We start from the raw sequence: 20818 nt of genomic DNA, 5'->3' as shown, positions 1-20818 counted from the left end.
GTGACCCGCACCATTCGGCGCGTTCCACTCCTGGGAGGGGTTAGGGGTGGGTTGAGTCGAATCGCTTTGAGTTTCAGCCAGCCACTTCGTCAGCGCACCCGTGCCCGCGCCGAGTTCGAGGATGGATTCCTTCGGCTTGGCATCGATGAATTGCGCGACGCGTTCCGCGAAGAACCGTTGCGGTCCCGCGTGCTCGTCGTAGGTGTGGGCGCAGACATCGAAGCGCATCCGTCAAGTTTGGCTGGCCCGGAGCAAATCTGCAATCGCGTGTCCAACGCCGCGCACGCGGATGCAGCCGGGCAGTGAACGGTGGACGGCTTCAGCGTCGAGCAGCGGATCATTGTCGCCTACGAATGCCTGCCAGTTTCGCGGTAGACCGCGCGCGGCAAATTCGCGCATTGCCGGCGACGCATCTTCAGCAAGTCGGTCAAGGCCTTCGATGAGATCGGCTTCAGCATAAGGCAATTCCGTGGGCGGTGTGCCAAGGCCGGTGCGTTGATAAAAATCGGCGAGCGCGGCGAGCGGTTCGCGTTGCAACCAGCGGCGAAGGAACTTCACCTGCGTGGCGCTACATTTGCCTCCGAATTTCGATTCAGATGGAAATGCCGCGAAAGGCGCGAGTAGCAACACCATACCGGGAACCTCAATTCCACGTGAGGCCGCCTCCAGCACACGCCAAGCACCAAGCGACCAGGCGATGGTCAAATCCACGCCAGCGTCCTGAACAGCGCCACCCCTCTGGCGCTCTGGGATTGCCACCGGCGATTCGGAGAGCGGCGAAGGGCCGCCGCACTTCAAGACCTGGCGGACCGACTCGGCGGTTGGCGCAACGAACGTGTGCTGTGAGCCGGTGAAATATTTCTCCGCCAGCGGCCGCAGCGATTCGGGCGCCACGCCCCAGCCGCTAATCCATATCACGCGCATGCCAGAGCATCCTTCAACGCGGCAGCGAACGCAACGCGCTGCCCATCCGTAAGGCCACGACGCAACGAGACACGCAGGCGCGCAGTGCCGTCGGGCACCGTCGGCGGGCGGATGCACGAGACGCGAAAGCCGCGTTCAAGCAACGCGCGTTGAACTTTCACCGCGCGTTCGGCCGAGCCGAGCAGCACCGGCACGATGGGCGAATCACCGTCAGGAACTTTGGCGCCAACGTCCTGCATCGCTGCCCGCCAAGACCGGGAGAGTGTGTGCAACACTTCACGTTCAGGGGCAAGTTCACGCACACGCTGGAGTGCGGCAAGCGCGGCCCCAGCGGCGGGCGGAGCCAGGCAGGTCGAGTAAACGAATTCCGAAGCCTCGTTCAGCAGGCACTCGCGGAGCGCGACGTCGCGGAAGAACGTGCAGGCGCCTTGTGAGCCGAGCGCTTTGCCGAGCGTGCTGACGAGCACGTCGGGTTCGCCGAGGCAGCCGTGAGCTTCGAGCGCGCCGGCGCCGGTTTCGCCGAACCAGCCGGTGGCGTGAGCTTCGTCCAGCACCCAGAAGAATCCATGCTCCCCGCGCAATTTCGCCAATGCCGCGAGATCGGGACAGTCGCCGTCCATCGAGTAAATGCTTTCGGTGACGACAAACACCGCGCCGTCGCGACCGGCTTCTTCGGCGAGCATTGCTTGCAACGCGTGGAGGTCATTGTGCGGAAAGCGCCGCAGCCGCGCGCCGGAACGCATGATCCCGGCGACCATGCTGGCGTGGATCAACCGGTCCGCAAGCACGACGTCACCGCGTTTGGGCAACATGCCGAGCACGGCGGAATTCGCCGCGAAACCGGAATTCCAAACGAGTCCATGCTGATAACCGTGCCAACTGGCAAGCGCACGTTCGAGTGCGGCGTGAAGTTCGGTGTAACCGGTGATGAGCGGTGACGCGCTGGCGGACGCACCCCATTTCACGGCGGCCGCCGCAGCGGCAGAAATCACGGTGGGATCGTGTGCGAGGCCGAGGTAATCGTTGTCCGCAAGGTTGAGCCAGCGCGGATGGGCCGGACGCGCTTCGAGCTGACGCAGCAGACCGTCGGCCTTGCGCTCGTTCAGCGCTTCGGCGACGCGCTCAGAGATGCGCTCGGGTGAACTCATGTCCGGCAACTGTATCAGTCGACGCGAAGCGGCTCCATCGGAAGCTTTGCGGACTTGGACAGGGGCGGTCGAATTGTTCTGACTGAAATGGGTTAACATCCTCCCTCACCCCGACCCTCTCCCCAAGGAGAGGGGGACACGCTCGACCGCTTCACTCGAATTCCGGCGGCTGGAATTGCCGGGTGCCTTTCGGAAAGAGGAGCACGCGGCATCGCTCTTCCCTCTCCCGGGGGTGAGGGCGGGCGTTCCGCCGCTCTCAAGTTTCAAGAAACGGACCGGCGTGGATGCGAAACGCATTCGCGTCGCCAAAGGCGCTTTCGCCCCAGAGCGGCAGACCGCAGTTCGCGAGGCCGGCGCGGTTCGAAGCGGCGATGGCGGGTTCAGGATGCGCGTGGGCCGCGTTGAGCCAAAGCCCGGCGTTGAGGATGCCTTTGGCGTGGCAGTAACTCGCGACCATCCGCGCCTGATTGATGGCGCCGAGCCGGTCGTCCACGACGCAAAGGACGTAATCCACCTTGAGCGCCCGGGCGAAGTCGGCCCAGTCGGAGCCGCAGGGATCAATCGGCACGGCGATGCCGCCGGCGGTTTCAAGCACGCGCCAGTCGCACTCGGGCAACGCGCGCACGGCGGCGACGAGTTTCGTCAGGGAAATCTCGATGCCCGCGTCCGCAGCGGCGGCGAGCGGAGCCATCGGTTTGGGCAGCGTGAATGAGGTGAAAGACTCAGCCCACGTTCCCGCGGCTTGCGGAGCGTCGGCGGGACGACCTTCGCCGCAACCGGACTCCACCGGCTTCACCACCTGCACGCGGCTCAGCTTTGCGAGCAGTCGGGCAATGATGCTGGCAACGTGGGTTTTGCCGATGCCCGTGTCAGTGCCGGTGATGAGGATGGAGCGCATGGGCGGGATCAATGCCGGTAAACTTCGCGCCGATGGCCGAGCGTGATGAGTTGCAATTCGTTCTTCTGAACGTCGAACTCGTAGATGATGCGGTAGTCGCCTGCGCGCAAGCGGAACTCGGAACGTCCCTGAAGGCGATGGTGAGGATGGGTTTCCAAGCGCTGCCCCAGTTCCCGAATCTTGGACTCGATTAACCCCCGGATGCACGGCGGGAGTTTGAAGAAGATCGCGTCAAACTCGCGTGAATAAACCTCGGTGGCCTGGCGCATGGCGCGTCAGGGTTGGCGGACGCGGGTGCGCTTTTCCTGAAGGTCGGCCTTGCCGCGCTCGATGCTGGCGACGAACTCGGGATTTAACTCCGCCGCGTCTTCGAGGTAATCCGCCAGCCAGTCCTGCAATTCAAGGGCCTGCTCGACCGGCAGCTTCTGCACCGCCTTTTCAATCTCTTGAACCGTGCTCATGGAATGACCTTAACCCAGCCTGCGGAGTTTGAAAAGCAGGCAGAGAACGCATGATGAGACTGATGCCCGTGTCCGTGCCGGTGATGAGGATGGAGTGCATGAGCCATGCAAAAAACCTCAGCCCGCCTTCTTTGGTAACAGCCAGTAGTATAGGCACACACCTTGACCGGCTTCGAGCCGCCTTTTGCTATCAGCTTCTGAGTTCCACTTCAGGTGTGGGTCGAGTGTTGGGTCGAATGGCCTCCACTTTGGATCGCGTTGGTCAGACGCCGTAGGTTGCCGAACATGACTCGTGAACCGCTGCTCGCAAGCGCCAACTCGCACAAAATGCTGCTGAGCTTCATGAAGACTGACGCTATTTGCTCCGCCACTCATCAGCGGGAAACCAAGATGGACTTCATCATCCTCCCAAAAGCAGATGGGGCAGATAGCATAACTTCCCGGAGGTTCGTTGAATACCAAGTAGCCGCACACCGGACAGGGGAATGAAGAATTGGAGTTCATCTGATTCTCCCGCATCCGCGGTTGATCAGTGCTGCTCCCGGCACGCACGGCCCCAGGTGTCACTGGCGGCTTCGGTGTCTTCCACCGATTCCAACTCCACCTCGCCGCGATGGATTTTGCGGGCGTCGTCGGGATGCAGGTCGTGCAGGCCGAGGCGTTCGAGCAACGCGAAGTCGTCGTTCTTGTCGGGGTTCGGCGTGGTGAGGAGTTTGTCGCCGAGGAAAATCGAGTTCGCGCCGGCGAGGTAGCAGAGCGCCTGCATCTCATCGCTCATCCCGGTGCGGCCGGCGGAGAGGCGGACCATCGCCTTTGGCATCAGGATGCGCGCGGTGGCGATGGTGCGGACGAATTCAAACGCGTCCACGAACTTCTGGTTCTGCAACGGTGTGCCTTCGACGGCGATGAGCGCGTTGATGGGCACGGAGTCGGGCTGCGGGTCCATGCTCGCGAGTTCGACGAGCATCTTGAGGCGATCGTCCACGGATTCGCCCATGCCAAGGATGCCGCCGGAGCAGACTTCGAGGCCGGCCTTGCGGACGTTCGCGAGGGTCTCGAGACGTTCGTCGTAGGTGCGCGTGGTGATGATCTTGGAGTAGAATTCGCGCGAGCTGTCGAGGTTGTGATTGTAAACGTCGCAGCCGGCGGCTTTGAGCTTTTGCGCCTGCGGTTCGGTCAACATGCCGAGCGTGCAGCAGACTTCGAGGCCGAGGTCCTTGACACCCGAGACGGTCTTCAACACGCTGTCGAATTGTTGCCCGTCGCGGACGCGGCTCCACGCGGCGCCCATGCAGAAGCGCGTCGCGCCGCCGGCTTTGGCCTTTTGCGCGTCGGTCAGGATGGTGTCGGTCTCCATCAACTGCTCGGCTTCGAGGCCGGTGTTGTAATGCGCAGACTGCGGGCAATACGCGCAATCCTCGGGGCACGCGCCGGTCTTGATGGACTTGAGCGTGCAAAGCTGGATGCCAGCAGGGTCCTGGTGCCGATGATGCGCCTGCTGCGCGCGGAAGATGAGCGTGGTCAGCGGCAGCGAATAGATTTCGCGGACTTGGTCGAGGGTGTAGGCGGACATGAGATTCAAAAGTATTTAACCACGGATGGGAGCGCGGACTTTAGTCCGCTTCAACAGGCGAACATTCAGGACATGGCGGAGGTGAAGCGGACTGAAGTCCGCGCTCCGTTTGTATCCGTGTTCATCGGTGTTCATCCGTGGTTTGGTTCAGCGCGGAACGGCGGCGGATTCGAGACTGGGCAAAACATCATCCAGCGCGGCGTGCAACGCGCGGGCAAGATGCCGCACCTCGTCCGGCGTGGCAACAACTGGCGGCACGATTAACACACTGTCGGCGAGCGGCCGGATGACGAGCCCATGCTTCCGGGCCGCGAGCGTCACCTGGAAGCCAGCGCGCAAATCGGCGGGCCAGCGGCGGTTGCGGTCGCGCGGCACAAGGTCAATGGCACCCGTCAGGCCAAGCTGGCGGACTTCGGCGACGTTCGGGTGGCCGGCGAAATGGGATTCCAATTCTGCGCCGAGGGTGGCGATGGTTTCGGCTACGCGACCCGAGGCGAGCAGCGGACGCAGCTTGGCCAGGCTGGCGCGGGCGACGGCACAGGCAAGCGGATTCCCGGAAAACGTGTGGCCGTGATAAAAGGCGCGTTGCTGGCTGAACGAACCGAGGAATGCGTCGTGGATGGTGTCGCGGGTGAGCGTGGCGGCGAGCGGGACGTAACCGGCGCTCAGACCTTTCGCGAGGCAAAGGAAATCGGGGGTAGTGGGACAGGCATCCTGCCTGTCCGGCGAGGCGTTCGCTTTTCGTGCAGCCTCCGAAGGGTGTGAGTCAAACTGGACAGGCGGGACGCCTGTCCCACTACACGCAGTCAGCGCGCCCAGGCGACCGAAGCCGGTGAAGACTTCGTCGAGGATCAGATGCACACCCGCACGCCGGCAGCGCTCGGCGACGGCGGCGACGAAGCCGGGCGGTTGTTGCACCATGCCGGCGGCGCCTTGCACGCGCGGCTCCAGGATGAGGCACGCGGTGCGGTCGGCTTCGGCGGCGAGCAAGGCATCTAGGGCGGCGAGAGATTGCGAGGCGTCGGAGCGAACGACTTTGCCCGCGCATTCCACATGAATCGGCGCCGGAATGTGCTTTGCCGGAAATAACCACGGAGCAAAACGTTCGTGAAAACCGCCGCTGTCGCCGACAGCCATCGTGCCGAAGGTGTCGCCGTGATAGCCGCCCGTCAGGCCGATGACGCCGCGCTTCTCGGGTTTGCCGGTGAGCTGCCAGTATTGAAAGGAAAGTTTGAGCGCGATCTCGACGGCGTTGGAGCCGTTGTCGCTGAAGAAGCAGCGGCTGAGTTTGCCGTTCGTAAGCGTGGCGAGTTCCTCTGCCAACGCGGCGGCCTGCGGATGATTGATGCCGAGCAGCGTCGTGTGCGCGACTTGATCCAACTGCGCACGGAGCGCCGCGTCGAGGTCGGGATCGCCGTGGCCGTGAACGTTCGTCCAGAGCGAGGCGGTGCCGTCGAAGTAGCGATTGCCGTCCGTATCGAACAGCCAGCAACTCTTGGCGCGGGCGATGTGGAGGCGCGGGTGGTCCAGATACTCGCGCATCTGCGTGAACGGATGCCACGAATGCCGCACATCCGCCGCGTCGACGGCGGTGGACAGGTGGGGCAGGGGCTGCGGTTCTGACATCATGATGAACGCGGTTGCAGGTGGCAGCTTACCGATTTGTGGCCGGCTCGCCAATGCGAACAGCCGGTTACGCAGCCGGAGGGCGGCTGAAAATGATTCGCCCTAGCAGCGCAGCGGGGCACCCTCTGATTCGGGCGATCGCGCATTGGCTGGGAACTCGACCGCGTCAATTGTGCGGTAATGTAAAAGATTAGCCGTTGCGAAACTTGTTGGGTGACCGTGCGGCTGGCTTGCCGGGTTGCGCGCGAACTGTTAGGCTGCGCAATGTTACTTGTTAAGTAGCATATTCAACCACCTATGAAGAACCTGTTGGCTGCATTGACTGTTGTCAGCATGGCGTGCGCCCTGAACGCCGCTGATGTCACTGGAACCGTTACCCTCAAAGGCACCCCGCCGGCGGAAAAGGAAATCACCCCGCTGAAGGACGACCCAAACTGTGGCAAGCTGGTGACCGAAACGCCCAAGACGGCTCACTACATCGTGGGAGCAAAAGGCGAACTCGCCAATTGTGTTGTCATTATCGAAGGCGTTCCCGGCGGCAAATCAAGCGGGGCAAGTGCGCCGTCCGTCGAATTGGACCAAAAAGCGTGCAACTACCACCCGCAGATCCTGGCCGTTCAAACGGGACAAAAGATTGTGGTGAAAAACTCCGACCCGGTGCTGCACAACGTTCATACCACGCCGACCACGGAAGGTAATCAGGAGTTGAATCAGGCCCAGATGCCGAACTCGGCCGATTTGACCTTTTCGTTCCCCAAGGCGGAGAACTTCCTGCGCTTCAAGTGCGACGTGCATCCGTGGATGTTCGCTTACGTGACGGTGGTGGATCATCCGTATTTCGCGGTCACCGACGCAAACGGTGCGTTCAAGATCGCGAATGTGCCACCGGGCAAATACAAGATCCATGTCTGGCACCGCAAAGCCGGCGACGCGACTCAAGAAGTCGAGGTCACTGATGCGGGCGGTAAAGCCGACTTCACGTTGGAAGCCAAGTAAGTTGTCCTTTTCTAAGGGAGCCGCTGCGGCTGGTGTATGCCGCAGCGGTTTCCGTTTTCCGGCCAAGCCCACGAAATGCCCGAAACCAAATCCAACCTGGCGTTGCATCGCTTTGCGCTGTTGGTCTGGCTGTGTGCCTTGGGCTTGATCGCCATGGGCGGTCTCGTGACGAGCCATGGCGTCGGAATGTCCGTGCCGGACTGGCCCACCAGCTACGGTTACAACATGTTTGCGCTGCCGGTTTCCACCTGGTTGACCGGCGGCGTGTTTCAAGAGCACACGCACCGGTTGTGGGCATCGGCGGTGGGCGTGTTGGTGGTGGCGCTGACGCGCTGGCTGGGCGGACGGCGCGCCCGGCTGCCGCTGGCCATTGTCGGCGGATTGGAAATCGCTGCCGGTCAAGGATTGTTCTGGCTCGGGTCCGAATGGCAGGGCGCCGGCCACTTTCTTTCCGGCATTGGCGGGGTTGTTTTGCTCGCAGCAATCGTTTGGGTGCGCCACGAACCGGCGCCCCGGCCGCTGCCGCGGCTGGGCTGGCTGGCTTTCTGGCTGGTCCAATTGCAGGGTTTGTTGGGCGGACTACGCGTCGTGCTGGATGCCCACGTGTTTGCGGGCACCAAACTGGGGGTTTGGTTCGGGGTTTTCCACGGATGTCTGGGGCAAATTTTCCTGGTTTTGCTCGGTGTCATCGCGCTGCTGACGAGCCGTTGGTGGTCTGCCACCGAACGTTCGCGGCTCCGCGACGCGAGCCCGGCCATGGGCTGGATGTTGGTGATCACCACGGGCCTGGTCTTTTGCCAGCTCATCATGGGCGCGACGATGCGCCATCAACACGCCGGCCTTTCGATTGCCGATTTTCCGACGGCCCACGGTCATTGGTGGCCGGACACCAGCCCGGAAGCCGTGGCGCGTTACAATGCTGAACGTGTCGAAGTGCTGGCTCAAAACCCCATTACGGCATTTCAGATCAATTTGCAGATGGCGCACCGGCTGATGGCACTGGCCATCCTGTTCGCGGTGACGGCCTGTCTGGTGAAAATCAACCAAGCGGTTCCGCGCGGCCATGTTTTGCGCCGGCTCGCGTGGGGCTGGCTGCTGCTGGTGTTGACGCAGGCCGGTCTGGGCGCGTGGACCATCTGGTCCAACAAGGCGGCGGACGTGGCCACGCTGCACGTGGTGGTGGGCGCCGTGACGCTGGTGAGTGGGGCGCTAATCTCCATCATTCATTTCCGTTGTTGCGGTAAGCGTGCTTTTTTGGCATCTGAGGCGGTCTGCGGCGAACCCGCCAGACCGTCCGCCGCAGCCCAAGCGCAACTGGTCCATTGATTAAATGAAGGCGACGTATTCGTCCATTGCCGAAGCCAAAGCAGCCGAAAAGAGCTGGGTGGCGGTCCTGTGTGACCTCACCAAAGCGCGGCTGACGCTGTTGGTTTTGCTGACGACGCTGGTGGGTTTCTACGTTGGGACGCAGGGCGAAACGGATTACCTGTTAATGCTGCACGCGGTCCTGGGCACGGCGCTGCTTGCGAGCGGTGCCGCGGCGCTGAATCAACTGCTCGAACGCGACTTTGACGCGCGGATGCGCCGGACCCAGTCCCGTCCGCTGCCCTCGGGCCGGATGACACCCGAATCGGTGCTGCTCTTTGGCGGGGTTTGTTCCGTGGCCGGGGTCATTTACCTCGCGCTTGCTGTTAATCCGCTCACCAGCGTCCTCGGCGCAGTCACCCTGTTGACCTATTTGTTCCTTTACACCCCGCTCAAACGCGTTACGTGGTTGAACACCGCCATCGGCGCCATTCCCGGCGCGCTCCCGCCGTTGATGGGCTGGACCGCGGCCCGAGGTGAACTGAGCGGCGGCTGGGCGTTGTTCGGCATTCTGGCGTTCTGGCAGATTCCCCACTTTTTTGCGATCGCCTGGATGTATCGTGACGAATATGCCAAGGCCGGCTTTGTGATGCTCCCGGCGGTGGACGCCGACGGTTCCCGGACGGGCGCGCAAGCCGTGAGCCACACGCTGGCGCTGCTGCCCATGAGTCTGCTGCCGTTTCTGTTCAAACTGGCCGGGCCGTTTTATCTGGCGGGTGCGTTGGTGCTGGGGGGCGCCTATTGTGCCTTTGCCTTTCATTTTTCGCGCCGCCTGACGCTGCGCAGCGCCAGGCAATTATTTTTAAGCTCCATCATTTACCTGCCACTCCTGCTCACGTTGCTGGTGTTGGACAAGGTGAAATGAGCGGGCCACGCGCTGAAGAGACCGAAGCAACCACAAACCATTTAGCCATGCAGGCACCATCCCACGCAGCACCTCACACGCACGCGCTGGCGCACGACGACGAACACGCGCACGGCGGTTTCTGGAGCACCTACATTTTTTCCACGGACCACAAGGTCGTGGGCATTCAATACGGCGTCACGGCGCTGCTGTTCATGCTGTTCGGCTTCTGCCTGATGCTGATGATGCGCTGGCAGATTGCGCATCCGGGGGAGGGCCTGCCGGTTTTTGGTCCGTTGCTGCACTCCTTGCTCGGCGACGTGGCCACGGCGGTGAAAGATTCGGCCGGCAATCTGACGGGCTATGCGATTTCGCCGGACCTTTACAATTCCTTCGGTGCGATGCACGGGACGATCATGGTCTTCCTGGCCATCGTGCCGCTGGCGGTTGGCGCCTTCGGCAACTATCTCGTGCCGCTGCAAATCGGCGCCATCGACATGGCTTATCCGAAATTGAACATGGTCAGCTACCAGTTCTACTTCATTGGCGGCATCGTGATGTTCACCAGCTTCTTCGTGCCAGGCGGCGCGGCGCAGGCCGGCTGGACGTCTTATCCGCCCCTGGCGGCGGCGGTGCCCACCAACGGTCAGACCTACTGGCTGATTGGCATGGTGTTCCTGATCAGCTCGTCACTGCTCGGCTCCGTGAACCTCATCGCCACCATCATTCAATTGCGCGCGCCGGGCATGACGTGGATGCGGCTGCCGTTCTTCGTCTGGGCGCAGTTCGTGGCCAACTTCCTTCTGCTGCTGGCGTTCCCGCCGCTTGAAGCCGCGGGCGTGATGCAGCTCATGGACAAGGTGGCCGGAACGAGCTTCTTCCTGCCCACCGGCCTGGCCGTGGGCGGTCATCTCGCCAACATCAGCGGCGGCGGCAGTCCGCTGTTGTGGCAGCACCTGTTCTGGTTCCTCGCGCATCCGGAGGTTTACGTGCTCATCCTGCCGGCGCTGGGCATCGTGGCGGAAATCATCGCCAACAACACCCGCAAGCCGTTGTGGGGCTACAAGACGCTGGTGTATGCGGTCCTGATGCTCGGGTTCATCTCGTTCATCGTCTGGGCGCATCACATGTATCTCACCGGCATGGGCACGAAGATCGCCACGTTCTTCCAGACCACGACGATGATCATTTCGATTCCGTCGGTGATCATCCTGACGTGCCTGCTGCTTTCGCTGTGGGGCGGCTCCATCCGTTTCAACACGCCGATGCTGTTTGCGACGGCGTTTCTACCGATGTTCGCCATCGGCGGTCTGAGCGGTTTGCCGCTGGGCTTCAATTTCAGCGACATTCACCTGCACGATACTTACTACGTCATCGGCCACTTTCATTATGTTGTGGCACCCGGAACCATTTTCGCCCTGTTTGCCGGCATTTATTTCTGGTTCCCGAAGGTGACGGGCCGGTCCATGAATGAATTCTGGGGCCGTGTGCATTTCTGGGGTTCGCTGATTTTCATGAACCTGATCTTCATGCCGATGTTTTCGCAGGGCATGGGCGGCATGCTGCGCCGCATGTCGGATGGCGGCGCCAATTACCTGCTCCGGCCGGAATTGCGCTATTTGAATCACGTCATCCTCTGGGCGGCGGTGGGGCTGGGCCTGTCCCAAATTCCGTTCATCATCAATTTCTTCCACAGCATCAAGAACGGCCAAAAGGTGACCTCCGACAATCCGTGGGAGGCGACCACGCTCGAGTGGCAGACGCCGACGCCTCCGGGCCACGGCAACTTCAACAAGCCGATCGAGGTTTTCCGCGGTCCTTACGAATACAGCGTGCCGGGGCATGACACGGATTTCACGCCGCAGAACGAGCCGCCCAAAGCCTGATTTCACATGCAGATCCCTTACACGACGAAGCCGCGCCCGGACACGGGCCTTTACAACGCCAAGATCGGCCTCTGGCTGTTTCTCGCGTCGGAAGTCATGCTGTTTGGCGGCATGTTCTCCGCCTACATCCTGCTGCGCGTGGGTGCGCCGGACGGACTGTGGCCCCGCGACTGGCTCAACATTCCCATCGGCACCTGCAATACGCTGATCCTGATCGCGTCGAGCATCAGCGCTACGATGGCCTGGGCTGCCTGCAAGATGGGCCAGTTCAGCCGGTTCAAAATGTTCCACGGCATCACCATCCTGCTCGCCGTTCTGTTCCTCGGCATCAAGTCGTTTGAATACCAGGACAAGCTCCACCACTACTGGATTGAAACCAAGGAAGGGCAGGTCATCGACGGCCATCTGGTGGAGAAGAACGACAAGGAAGTCGTGGTGCACGGGGTGAAGACGGATGACGCCGCCGTGCTTTACGATCGCACCAGCGCGGCCTACAAGCAGTTGCTGGCCAGCGAGGGCGAAATCAAGGTGGAAACCGCCGACATCAAGCGCATCAGCAATTACGCGCCCCGGCTGAACACCTACCTCGGACTTTACTGGACGATCACGGGCCTGCACGCACTGCACTTGATCGGCGGCATTCTGGTGTTTGCCTACCTCTGGGGTCCGGGCAGCAAGATGTGGAAGACCGATCCGGACCGTTTTACCAATCGCGTCGAGATCGCCGGTCTTTACTGGCACTTTGTGGATCTGGTTTGGGTCTTCGTGTTCCCGGTGCTATATCTTTTCTAAACTATGAGCGAACAAAACTCCGCCTCCGTGGACCTCAACGTGCGCCGGTATTTGCTGGTGTCACTCAGCATCGCCGTCGGAGCATTGCTCGTTGTGGGCGTCTCGCAGGCCCCGCTGGGCAACCATCACTGGAACATCGCCCTCGCGCTGGTCGTCATCGCCTGCCAGGCGTTTCTGGTCCTGGGCTTCATGATGCACCTGCTGTCCGAGCGGAACACCATTTACGGTGTGCTTGGCTTCACCGGATTCTTTCTCGTGTTTTTGATGTTCCTCATTATCTGGTCCGTCCACGAGGTGCCGAGCCGCAACCATAACGTGCTGCCGGAAGCCGCCCAAACGAGTCACTGATCATGTCTCTGAAAGCCTTCCATATTTTCTTCATCGGCCTGGCCAGCCTCATGACGCTGAGCATGGGCGGCTGGGCGCTGAAGTCGTATTTCTCGCCGGACGCCCGGGCCTGGCAGTTGTGGTTTGGTCTCGGCGGCGTGTTCATCGGCGTTGCGCTGCTGATCTACGGACGCAGTTTTCTGAAAAAGATGAAAGGAGTCAGTTACCTATGAAAACACGGCTTCCCATTTTGACGGTCTGGCTGCTGGCCCTGGTGGTCAGCGCGCCTTCGGCCTTTGCCTGCGCCGCCTGCTACGGCCGGTCCGATTCCTCGATGGCCCAGGGCATGAACTGGGGCATCATGACGCTGCTGGGGGTGGTGGGCGTGGTGCTGGGCGGCGTCGCCTCATTTTTCGTCTTCATCGGCCGCCGCGCGGCGCATCCACCCAGCCAGCCGGAACCGAAGACTCCCTCCCGCGACTAAGTTTTGACCATGGATATCTTTTACAAAATTCTCGGGCTCCCGCCCGTGGCCTCCGACCGCGGCCACCTGGTGGACAATTTCATCGTTTACATCCACTTCCTGATGGTGGCGTTGTTCTTTGGCTGGCTCGTTTACTTTGCCTTCACGCTCTACCGCTTCCACAAGAACCGGTCGCCGAAAGCCAACTATTTCGGTGTCCGCAACCATTTCTCGACCTACATCGAAGTGGCGGTGGTGGCGGTGGAAGCCTCCCTGTTGCTGTTCTTTGCCGTGCCACTCTGGGGCGACGTCGTGGGCAAGTTCCCCAAGGAAAGCGAATCCACCGTCATCCAGATCGTCGCCCAGCAATTCGCCTGGAACGCCCGTTACGCCGGCATGGACGGCCAGTTCGGCGCGCAGGATATGAAGTTCGTCAGCAGTGACAACGTGTTCGGCGTCGATCCCGCCGACCCCAAGGGCAAGGACGATGTGCAGGTGCTCAATGAAATCCACGTGCCCGTCAACAAGCCGGTCATCTGCTACGTCAGTTCGAAGGACGTAATTCATTCGTTCCGCGTCGTGGCCATGCGCGTCACGCAGGACGCCATTCCCGGCATGCGCATTCCCACGTGGTTCAAGCCCACCAAGATTGGCACCTACCAAATCTACTGCGCCCAGCTCTGCGGCAACGGCCACGCCAGCATGGCGGGCGGCCGCCTGGTCGTCCAAAGCCAGGACGACTTCAACAAGTGGCTCGCCTCAAAATCCGGCGCCACCACGAGCTTCGAATAAACCGGCCGTCTTCCCTGCGCCGCGCTTCTTCTGGAGCGCGGTGTTTTTGTTTGGCGTCCATCCGTCCACCCGGCTTCGCATTGAATCCGCAGCGCGGCGCTGCTAGCTTGCGCGCAACGTGAAGGCCAAGCATCTCTCGTTGCTGGTCGCGCTGGCACTGGCCGGCGTTGCCACCTCCTGCCAGCCCAACGGCAACCCCGCGAGCATCTCCGGCACCATCGAAGTGGATGAGGTCCACATTGCACCGCGCACCGGCGGCCGCGTGGTCAGGTTGCTCGCTCAAGAAGGCGACGCGCTGACCTCCGGCCAGACCGTGGCCGAACTGGCGGCCCCGGAACTGCGCGCCCAACGCGAACGCCAGGCCGCCCAGCTCGCGGAACTCGAAGCCGGCCCCCGCCCGGAGGAAATCGCCGCGGGCAAGGCGGAATGGGAGGCCCAAACCGCGCAGCTCGATCTGGCGCGCCTCGAAGCCAGACGGGCCGACGAATTGTTCGCGCAAAAGGCCATTTCGTCCACGGAACACGACCGTGCACAGTCGGCCGTGCAAACGCTCGAGAGATCCGTCGCGGCCGCGAAGGCGCGTTACGACCTGCTGCTCGCCGGAACCCGGCCCGAACGCCTTGCGGCAGCCCGGGCGGAACTGGCCCAAACCGATGCGCTCCTGGCGGAATTGACGGTTACGGCGCCAACGAATTGCGTCCTGGAAACGCTCGGTGTCAAAGTGGGAGACGTGCTTCCCCCGAACCGCGAAGTTGCGACGCTGTTGCTCACGGATCATCTCTGGGTGCGCGTGTTCGTGCCCGAGCCCTGGCTGGGCCGCATCAAGCTGGGTGAATCCGCCACCGTGCGGGTGGACGCCTTCCCCGGCCGCGACTTCCATGGCACGGTGGAACAGATCGCCCGTGCCGCCGAGTTCACCCCGCGCAATGTGCAAACCACCGAGGAGCGCGTGAAACAGGTCTTCGGTGTCAAAGTGCGTCTCGACAATGCGAACGGCGACCTCCGCGCCGGCATGGCGGCGGATGTGACGTTTGAAAACAGGCGCTAAACGCATGATGAAAAAGCTTTGGAGGCTGATTAAGATGGCAATCATCACAATTGTTGTGATGACTTTACTCCTTGCGGCTTCGTTTCTTCCTGATCTCCTTTATTACATGCCCCGCGCAAAGCCACCCGTAACGGTGGTGGATTTGCACTCATTCCTTGCCTGGAAGCCGGATCCGAAAAGGGCGTGGAAAATCACGGTCAGCAACGAAGTTTATTATCAACTGTCCGGTCCGCCTGGCCGCTGGTTGGCATCTGGCCCCGCCGCGTATGCTTTTGATTCAAGCGGCCGATTCATCGGCTGGACAGCGGATTCCGGCGACATCTCACGTCCTGTGATAATCTATGCGCCCGGAGCGAACCGCCAGTCCATTAATGTCGATACAGTTCGTGCTCTCCTAAAAACGAACTCCGTAACTGGACGAACCCCATGATCTCCGTCCAAAACCTCACGAAACGCTTCGGCCACTTCACGGCGGTGGACGACGTGAGTTTTTCGGTCGGCAAGGGCGCGATCTTCGGGTTCCTCGGGCCGAACGGCTCGGGCAAGTCCACGGTCATTCGCATGCTCTGCGGCATCCTGGCGCCGAGCGGCGGCCAGGCGCGCATCGCCGGACACGACGTGGCCCGTGAAACCGAACAGTTGAAGGGCACCATTGGCTACATGTCGCAGAAGTTTTCGCTCTATGATGAGCTGACAGTGAAGGAAAACCTGCGGTTTTATGGCCGGCTCTACGGCATGAAGGGGGCCGTGCTCCGACAGCGCATGGATGAACTCATCGCGTTGACGCACCTCGACCCTTACCTTGACCGGCGCGCGGCGCTGCTTTCGGGCGGCTGGCGGCAACGCCTGGCCATGGCGTGCTGCCTGATGCATCAGCCCTCGGTGTTGTTTCTCGACGAACCCACGGCCGGCATTGACCCGGTGGCCCGCCGCGAGTTGTGGGATTTGTTGTTCGAATTTTCCGGGCAGGGCATCACGCTCTTCGTGACGACGCATTACATGGACGAGGCCGAGCGTTGTTCGCACGTCGGCTACATTTATCTCTCGAAACTCATCGTGTGCGGCGAGCCCGATGATTTGAAGCAGCTGCCGGAGGTGAATCCGTCCGGCACACGCCGGCTGGATGTCACGTGCGACCACGTCACGGTCGGCTTGCAGGCCGTGCGACGGCAGCCCGGCGTGCGCAGCGCCACGGTGTTCGGGCAGTCGATGCATCTGCTGCTCGACGCGGACGTCAGCGACGCCGCGATCACCCAACGCCTGGCCGGGGCCGGCATTCATGGCGCGGACATCCGTCCCATCGCGCCGTCGCTCGAGGATGTGTTCGTGACCCTGACCGCCCGGGAGGCGGAGAGCCGGAGCTGATTATGTTTCGCGGTTACACGGCCATCATGCTCAAGGAATTCACGACCATGTTTCGTGATCCAACGACGCTGTTCTTCATGTTCTTCCCGCCGTTGCTGCAAATCATCGCGTTCGGCTACGCGCTGGACAACGACGTGAAGCACATGGCCACCGTGCTGCTCGACCAGGACCGATCGGTTGAAAGCCGCCAGCTGGTCGAGGACTTCAAGAACACGAGCACATTCCGCATCGTCGGCGAGGTGCGGGACGTGACGGAACTCGAAGCCGCCATCCGGCAGGGCCGCGCATATGTCGGTCTGGAGATTCCGCCGGACTTCACGCGGCGATTGCGCGCCGGTCGCGGCGCCCAGGTGCAGGTGCTGATTGACGGCTCCAGCTCCACCGTGGCCCTGCAGGCCCTGCAAACGTCAATGGGCATTGCCATGCGAGATTCGCTGGTCACGCTGCTGGGTGAAACCGGCCGGCGTGAGCAGCCCATCGAAGTCCGCCCGCAGATGCTCTACAACCCGACGATGAAGAGCGCGAATTTCTTCGTGCCGGGAGTCATGGGTCTGGCGCTGCAAATCGCCACCGTGTTTGCCACCGCGCTGGCCATGGTGCGGGAACGCGAAAAGGGCACGCTCGAAAACCTGCTCGTCGCGCCGCTGTCCCGTTCCGGTCTCATGCTCGGCAAGCTGACGCCTTACCTGGTCGTCGCAATGACGATGGCCACGTGCATTTTTGTGGTGGCGCGCTGGATCTTTCAAATTCCCATCCGCGGCGATGTGCCGGCGCTGTTTCTGGCCACGCTGTTGTTTGTCTTCACGTTGCTGAGCCTCGGCCTGCTGATTTCAACCAAGGCCGCCAACCAGATGCAGGCGATGCAAATGACAATGGCGCTGATCCTGCCCTCGGTGTTCTTCTCCGGATTCATTTTCCCGCGCGAAACCATGCCGGAGTTCTTCTACTGGATCAGCACGCTCATCCCGGCGACCTACTTCATCGAACTCATGCGCGCCACCATGCTGCGCGGCGCTACCGTCGCGGACTACTGGCACTACTACGCAATCCTGGCGGGCATGGGTCTGGTTGTCTTCACGCTCGCCGCCACGCGGTTCCGCACCCGACTGGCGTAAGACGACTGCCCCCGGCGGTTCGCCCGCGAACCTTCACCTCGCGAATGAGCCTTCGCGCCTCTGTGCCACCAACTGTGTCAAAACCCAAGCAAACTGCGCCACAGTGGCCCTGCTTGTCTCACAAAGACTTCCCCAAGAAGGTCTCAGAATCATTTGCAACGCATTGTTGTCCAATGCTTACGAACGTTTTTTCCAATCCGGCACTGCCATTGCTGGGTAGACTCCGGAACTTTTTAACTAAACGATTTTATGGCAAAAGTGCTCGGCATTGACTTGGGAACAACGAACTCCTGCATGGCGGTGATGGAAGGCGGGGATCCGTTGGTTCTGGAAAACTCGGAAGGCAAACGCACCACCCCGTCCGTCGTCGCGTTCACCAAGAGCGGCGAGCGGCTCGTCGGTGAGGCGGCCAAGCGCCAGGCCGTCACCAACTCGCGTAACACTGTCTATTCCATCAAGCGTTTCATGGGCCGCAAGTTTGATGAAGTGCAGGAGGAGATCAAACGGATGCCCTATAAGGTCGTGAAGGCGTCGAATGGCGATTGCGCCGTCGAGGTCGAGATCGAAGGCAAGACCAAGCAATACACCCCGCCCGAAATTTCCGCGATGATCCTTCAGAAGCTCAAGGCCGACGCCGAGACGCGCCTGGGCGAGAAGATTACACAAGCCGTCATCACGGTGCCCGCCTACTTCAACGACTCGCAGCGCCAGGCCACAAAGGACGCCGGCCGCATCGCGGGCCTCGAAGTGCTCCGCATCATCAACGAGCCCACGGCCGCCTCACTCGCTTACGGTCTCGACAAGAAGAAAGACGAGAAAATCGCCGTGTATGACCTGGGTGGCGGCACGTTCGACATTTCCGTTTTGGAAATCGGCGACGGCGTTTTTGAAGTGAAGGCCACCAACGGTGACACGCACCTCGGCGGCGACGACTGGGACAATCGCCTGATGGACTGGATTCTCGATGAATTCAAGAAGGAGCACGGCATGGATCTGCGCAAGCAGCCCGACGCCCTCCAGCGCATCAAGGAAGAGGCCGAGAAGGCCAAGATCGCCCTCAGCTCCGCGCAGCAATACGAAATCAATTTGCCGTTTATCACCGCCGACGCCAGTGGGCCGAAGCACATCGCGACGAAGCTCACGCGCGCCAAGATGGAGCAGCTCTGCGACGACCTGTTCGAGCGCACCATCAAACCGGTGAAAGCCTGCTTGTCAGACGCGGGTGTCAGCGCCGACAAGATTGACGAACTCGTGCTCGTCGGCGGCATGACCCGCATGCCGAAGGTCGTTGAGACCGCGCACACGCTCGTCAACAAGCCGCCGCATCAGGGCGTGAACCCCGACGAAGTCGTCGCCATCGGCGCCGGCATCCAGGGCGGCGTGCTCAAGGGCGAAGTGAAGGACGTCCTCCTACTCGACGTGACCCCGCTGTCGCTCGGCATCGAGACGCTCGGCGGCGTGTTCACGCGCCTCATCGAGCGCAACACCACCATCCCGACGCGCAAATCGGAAATCTTCTCCACCGCGAGCGACAACCAGCCCGGCGTGGAAATCCACGTGTTGCAGGGCGAACGCCAGTTCGCGCGCGACAACAAGACGATTGGCAAGTTCCAGCTCACCGACATCCCGCCCGCACCGCGTGGCGTGCCGCAGATCGAAGTCACCTTCGACATTGATGCGAACGGCATCCTGCACGTGAACGCGAAGGACCTCGGCACCGGCAAGGAGCAGAAGATCACCATCACCGCCAGCAGCGGCCTCTCGAAGGACGAAATCGAGAAGATGCGCAAGGACGCCGAGGCTCACGCCGAGGACGACAAGCAGCGCAAGGAAGAGGTCGAGACGCGCAACGAGGCCGACAACGCCGTCTATCGCTCCGAGAAGATGCTGAAGGACAACGCGGACAAACTCTCCGGCAGCGACAAGGAAAAGATCGAGAAGGCCGTGGCCGAAGTGAAGGAAGCACTAAAGGGCAGCGATGCGGCGGCGATCAAGAGCGCCAGCGAGAAGCTGAACGAAGCGTGGCAGGCTGCGAGCGCGGAGCTTTACAAAGCCGCGGCAGAACAAGCCAAGGCCAGTAAGGCGCAAGGCGCGCCTGGCGGTGAAGCGCCCAAGCCCGAAGATGAAAAGAAGGGCGGCAAGGACGAAGGCCCGATCATCGACGCCGAGGTCGTGGACGAGAATAAGAAGTAAGTTCTGACGAATACTTATGCCGACCATCGAGTGGCAGTCAGCCCAAGGGTTGCCAAGCTTTAGCTACGTGTGTGGCTATTGCGGCAACCCATTGGCTTCCGCACTCGGCTGGTCTGCTAGTTTCGTAAAAGGCGGAAGCAGACACAGTTTCGGAAGAATCTATGTTTGCCACCATTGTTCGCGGCCAACATTTATCGACAGCAGTGACGGGAAACAGACGCCAGGTTTTTCCTTCGGTGAGCCGGTGAAAAACATTTCGGACAAAGACCTGAACGCGATTTATGAAGAAGCTCGCACTGCAACAAGTGCAGGTTGTTACACAGCGGCGGTTTTGTGCTGTAGAAAACTTCTCATGCACCTAGCAGTCGCAAAAGGCGCTAAAGAGGGAGATACGTTCAAACGATACGTCGAGTATTTGGCAGATAATCATCACGTCCCACCTGCATGTAAGGGTTGGGTCGAACAAATCAAAGATGCCGGCAACGAGGCGAATCACGTGGTGAAGATGATGAATCGTGAAGACGCAGAACACCTCGTCTCATTTTGCGAGATGCTATTGAAGATTTTTTACGAATTTCCTGCTGTTGCCCTAGCAAGGAATGGCGGAAAGACAAACTGACTTTTCCCGCTTGCTCGTGCGGCGGGAGTTAATTCGACACGAAACCAAAACAAATAAAACAACAAACCATGGCACTGAACATCAAACCTCTCGGTGACCGGATCCTCGTTGAGCCGGCCGAAGAGAAGGAAGTCAAGAAGGGCGGCATCATCATCCCCGATACCGCCAAGGAAAAACCCCAGGAAGGCATCGTCCGCGTGCTCGGCACCGGCAAGACTGATGACGAAGGCAAGAAGATCGCCTTCGAAGTCAAGGTCGGCGACCGCGTGCTCGTCTCCAAATACGGCGGCACCGAGATCAAGATCGAAGGCAAGGAATACAAGCTCCTCTCCTCCGACGACATCCTCGCCATCGTGGGCTGATTCGTCTCTCAACTCTTAACA

General features: G+C 61.1%; 25 protein-coding genes. 16 read left to right on the top strand and 9 right to left on the bottom strand.

The genetic code is table 11. The annotated features are described in order from the left end of the window. The 9 genes from VFV96_16365 to VFV96_16325 all read right to left on the bottom strand — a co-directional run. On the bottom strand, window positions 1–228 hold a 228-nt coding region (locus tag VFV96_16365), incomplete at its 3' end, for a hypothetical protein (protein ID HEU5071979.1). Window positions 229–231: 3 nt separating this feature from the next. After that, entirely contained in the window at window positions 232–924 is a 693-nt protein-coding gene (locus VFV96_16360) for a hypothetical protein (protein HEU5071978.1), read from the bottom strand. Next, the gene (locus VFV96_16355) at window positions 915–2072 is read right to left on the bottom strand and encodes an 8-amino-7-oxononanoate synthase (protein ID HEU5071977.1); all 1158 of its coding nucleotides are present in this window, start codon (window positions 2070–2072) and stop codon (window positions 915–917) included. The genes VFV96_16360 and VFV96_16355 overlap by 10 nt, the downstream gene beginning before the upstream one ends. Window positions 2073–2328: 256 nt before the next feature. Continuing rightward, complete coding sequence (gene bioD, locus VFV96_16350; protein ID HEU5071976.1) at window positions 2329–2970, bottom strand: dethiobiotin synthase; 642 nt, start codon at window positions 2968–2970, stop codon at window positions 2329–2331. A gap of 8 nt (window positions 2971–2978) precedes the next feature. Further along, entirely contained in the window at window positions 2979–3239 is a 261-nt protein-coding gene (locus VFV96_16345; GenBank protein HEU5071975.1) for a type II toxin-antitoxin system RelE/ParE family toxin, read from the bottom strand. Window positions 3240–3245: 6 nt separating this feature from the next. Next, the gene (locus tag VFV96_16340; protein ID HEU5071974.1) at window positions 3246–3431 is read right to left on the bottom strand and encodes a hypothetical protein; all 186 of its coding nucleotides are present in this window, start codon (window positions 3429–3431) and stop codon (window positions 3246–3248) included. A 117-nt stretch (window positions 3432–3548) separates the two neighbouring features. Beyond that, window positions 3549–3935 carry a CPCC family cysteine-rich protein gene (locus tag VFV96_16335; GenBank protein HEU5071973.1) on the bottom strand — a complete coding sequence of 129 codons (387 nt, stop codon included), beginning with the start codon at window positions 3933–3935 and terminating at the stop codon, window positions 3549–3551. Window positions 3936–3960: 25 nt separating this feature from the next. Next, the gene (bioB, locus tag VFV96_16330; GenBank protein HEU5071972.1) at window positions 3961–5004 is read right to left on the bottom strand and encodes a biotin synthase BioB; all 1044 of its coding nucleotides are present in this window, start codon (window positions 5002–5004) and stop codon (window positions 3961–3963) included. Between the two features lie 147 nt (window positions 5005–5151). Further along, window positions 5152–6633, bottom strand: a complete 1482-nt coding sequence (locus tag VFV96_16325; GenBank protein HEU5071971.1) for an aminotransferase class III-fold pyridoxal phosphate-dependent enzyme — start codon at window positions 6631–6633, stop codon at window positions 5152–5154. Window positions 6634–6927: 294 nt separating this feature from the next. On the opposite strand from VFV96_16325, the gene VFV96_16320 reads away from it, so the two are divergent. The 16 genes from VFV96_16320 (at window position 6928) to VFV96_16245 (ending at window position 20797) form a co-directional block, all read left to right on the top strand. Next, window positions 6928–7626: a carboxypeptidase regulatory-like domain-containing protein gene (locus VFV96_16320; protein ID HEU5071970.1), complete on the top strand. Its 699-nt coding sequence runs from the start codon at window positions 6928–6930 to the stop codon at window positions 7624–7626. 75 nt (window positions 7627–7701) lie between these two features. Continuing rightward, entirely contained in the window at window positions 7702–8952 is a 1251-nt protein-coding gene (locus VFV96_16315) for a COX15/CtaA family protein (GenBank protein HEU5071969.1), read from the top strand. 4 nt (window positions 8953–8956) lie between these two features. After that, window positions 8957–9856 carry a heme o synthase gene (gene cyoE, locus VFV96_16310; GenBank protein HEU5071968.1) on the top strand — a complete coding sequence of 300 codons (900 nt, stop codon included), beginning with the start codon at window positions 8957–8959 and terminating at the stop codon, window positions 9854–9856. A gap of 47 nt (window positions 9857–9903) precedes the next feature. Continuing rightward, window positions 9904–11721, top strand: coding sequence for a cbb3-type cytochrome c oxidase subunit I (locus VFV96_16305; protein ID HEU5071967.1), 1818 nt, complete (start codon window positions 9904–9906; stop codon window positions 11719–11721). Window positions 11722–11727: 6 nt separating this feature from the next. Beyond that, window positions 11728–12513, top strand: a complete 786-nt coding sequence (locus tag VFV96_16300) for a cytochrome c oxidase subunit 3 (GenBank protein HEU5071966.1) — start codon at window positions 11728–11730, stop codon at window positions 12511–12513. 3 nt (window positions 12514–12516) lie between these two features. Beyond that, on the top strand, window positions 12517–12861 hold the full coding sequence (locus tag VFV96_16295) for a hypothetical protein (GenBank protein HEU5071965.1): 345 nt from the start codon (window positions 12517–12519) through the stop codon (window positions 12859–12861). A 2-nt stretch (window positions 12862–12863) separates the two neighbouring features. Further along, window positions 12864–13073: a hypothetical protein gene (locus VFV96_16290; protein HEU5071964.1), complete on the top strand. Its 210-nt coding sequence runs from the start codon at window positions 12864–12866 to the stop codon at window positions 13071–13073. Beyond that, window positions 13070–13324, top strand: a complete 255-nt coding sequence (locus tag VFV96_16285) for a hypothetical protein (GenBank protein ID HEU5071963.1) — start codon at window positions 13070–13072, stop codon at window positions 13322–13324. Before VFV96_16290 ends, VFV96_16285 begins: the two co-directional genes overlap by 4 nt. Before the next feature lie 9 nt (window positions 13325–13333). Continuing rightward, window positions 13334–14095: a cytochrome c oxidase subunit II gene (locus tag VFV96_16280; GenBank protein ID HEU5071962.1), complete on the top strand. Its 762-nt coding sequence runs from the start codon at window positions 13334–13336 to the stop codon at window positions 14093–14095. A 118-nt stretch (window positions 14096–14213) separates the two neighbouring features. Then, window positions 14214–15143 carry an efflux RND transporter periplasmic adaptor subunit gene (locus tag VFV96_16275; GenBank protein ID HEU5071961.1) on the top strand — a complete coding sequence of 310 codons (930 nt, stop codon included), beginning with the start codon at window positions 14214–14216 and terminating at the stop codon, window positions 15141–15143. 4 nt (window positions 15144–15147) lie between these two features. Then, a complete protein-coding gene (locus VFV96_16270; GenBank protein HEU5071960.1) occupies window positions 15148–15573 on the top strand; it encodes a hypothetical protein in 426 nt (141 codons plus the stop codon). Beyond that, on the top strand, window positions 15570–16508 hold the full coding sequence (locus tag VFV96_16265) for an ABC transporter ATP-binding protein (protein ID HEU5071959.1): 939 nt from the start codon (window positions 15570–15572) through the stop codon (window positions 16506–16508). Before VFV96_16270 ends, VFV96_16265 begins: the two co-directional genes overlap by 4 nt. A 2-nt stretch (window positions 16509–16510) precedes the next feature. Continuing rightward, entirely contained in the window at window positions 16511–17623 is a 1113-nt protein-coding gene (locus VFV96_16260; protein HEU5071958.1) for an ABC transporter permease, read from the top strand. Between the two features lie 249 nt (window positions 17624–17872). Then, a complete protein-coding gene (dnaK, locus tag VFV96_16255) occupies window positions 17873–19816 on the top strand; it encodes a molecular chaperone DnaK (GenBank protein ID HEU5071957.1) in 1944 nt (647 codons plus the stop codon). A gap of 16 nt (window positions 19817–19832) precedes the next feature. Then, window positions 19833–20435 carry a DUF4145 domain-containing protein gene (locus VFV96_16250; protein HEU5071956.1) on the top strand — a complete coding sequence of 201 codons (603 nt, stop codon included), beginning with the start codon at window positions 19833–19835 and terminating at the stop codon, window positions 20433–20435. A 68-nt stretch (window positions 20436–20503) separates the two neighbouring features. Beyond that, window positions 20504–20797, top strand: a complete 294-nt coding sequence (locus VFV96_16245) for a co-chaperone GroES (protein HEU5071955.1) — start codon at window positions 20504–20506, stop codon at window positions 20795–20797. The last annotated feature ends 21 nt before the right edge of the window (window positions 20798–20818 follow it).

The organism is Verrucomicrobiia bacterium (assembly GCA_035765895.1).
In the GTDB taxonomy this organism is placed as follows: Bacteria; Verrucomicrobiota; Verrucomicrobiia; order Limisphaerales; family DSYF01; genus DSYF01.
Note: the sequence above shows the minus strand (reverse complement) of the source record. Positions and strands in the feature narration are given on the sequence as shown.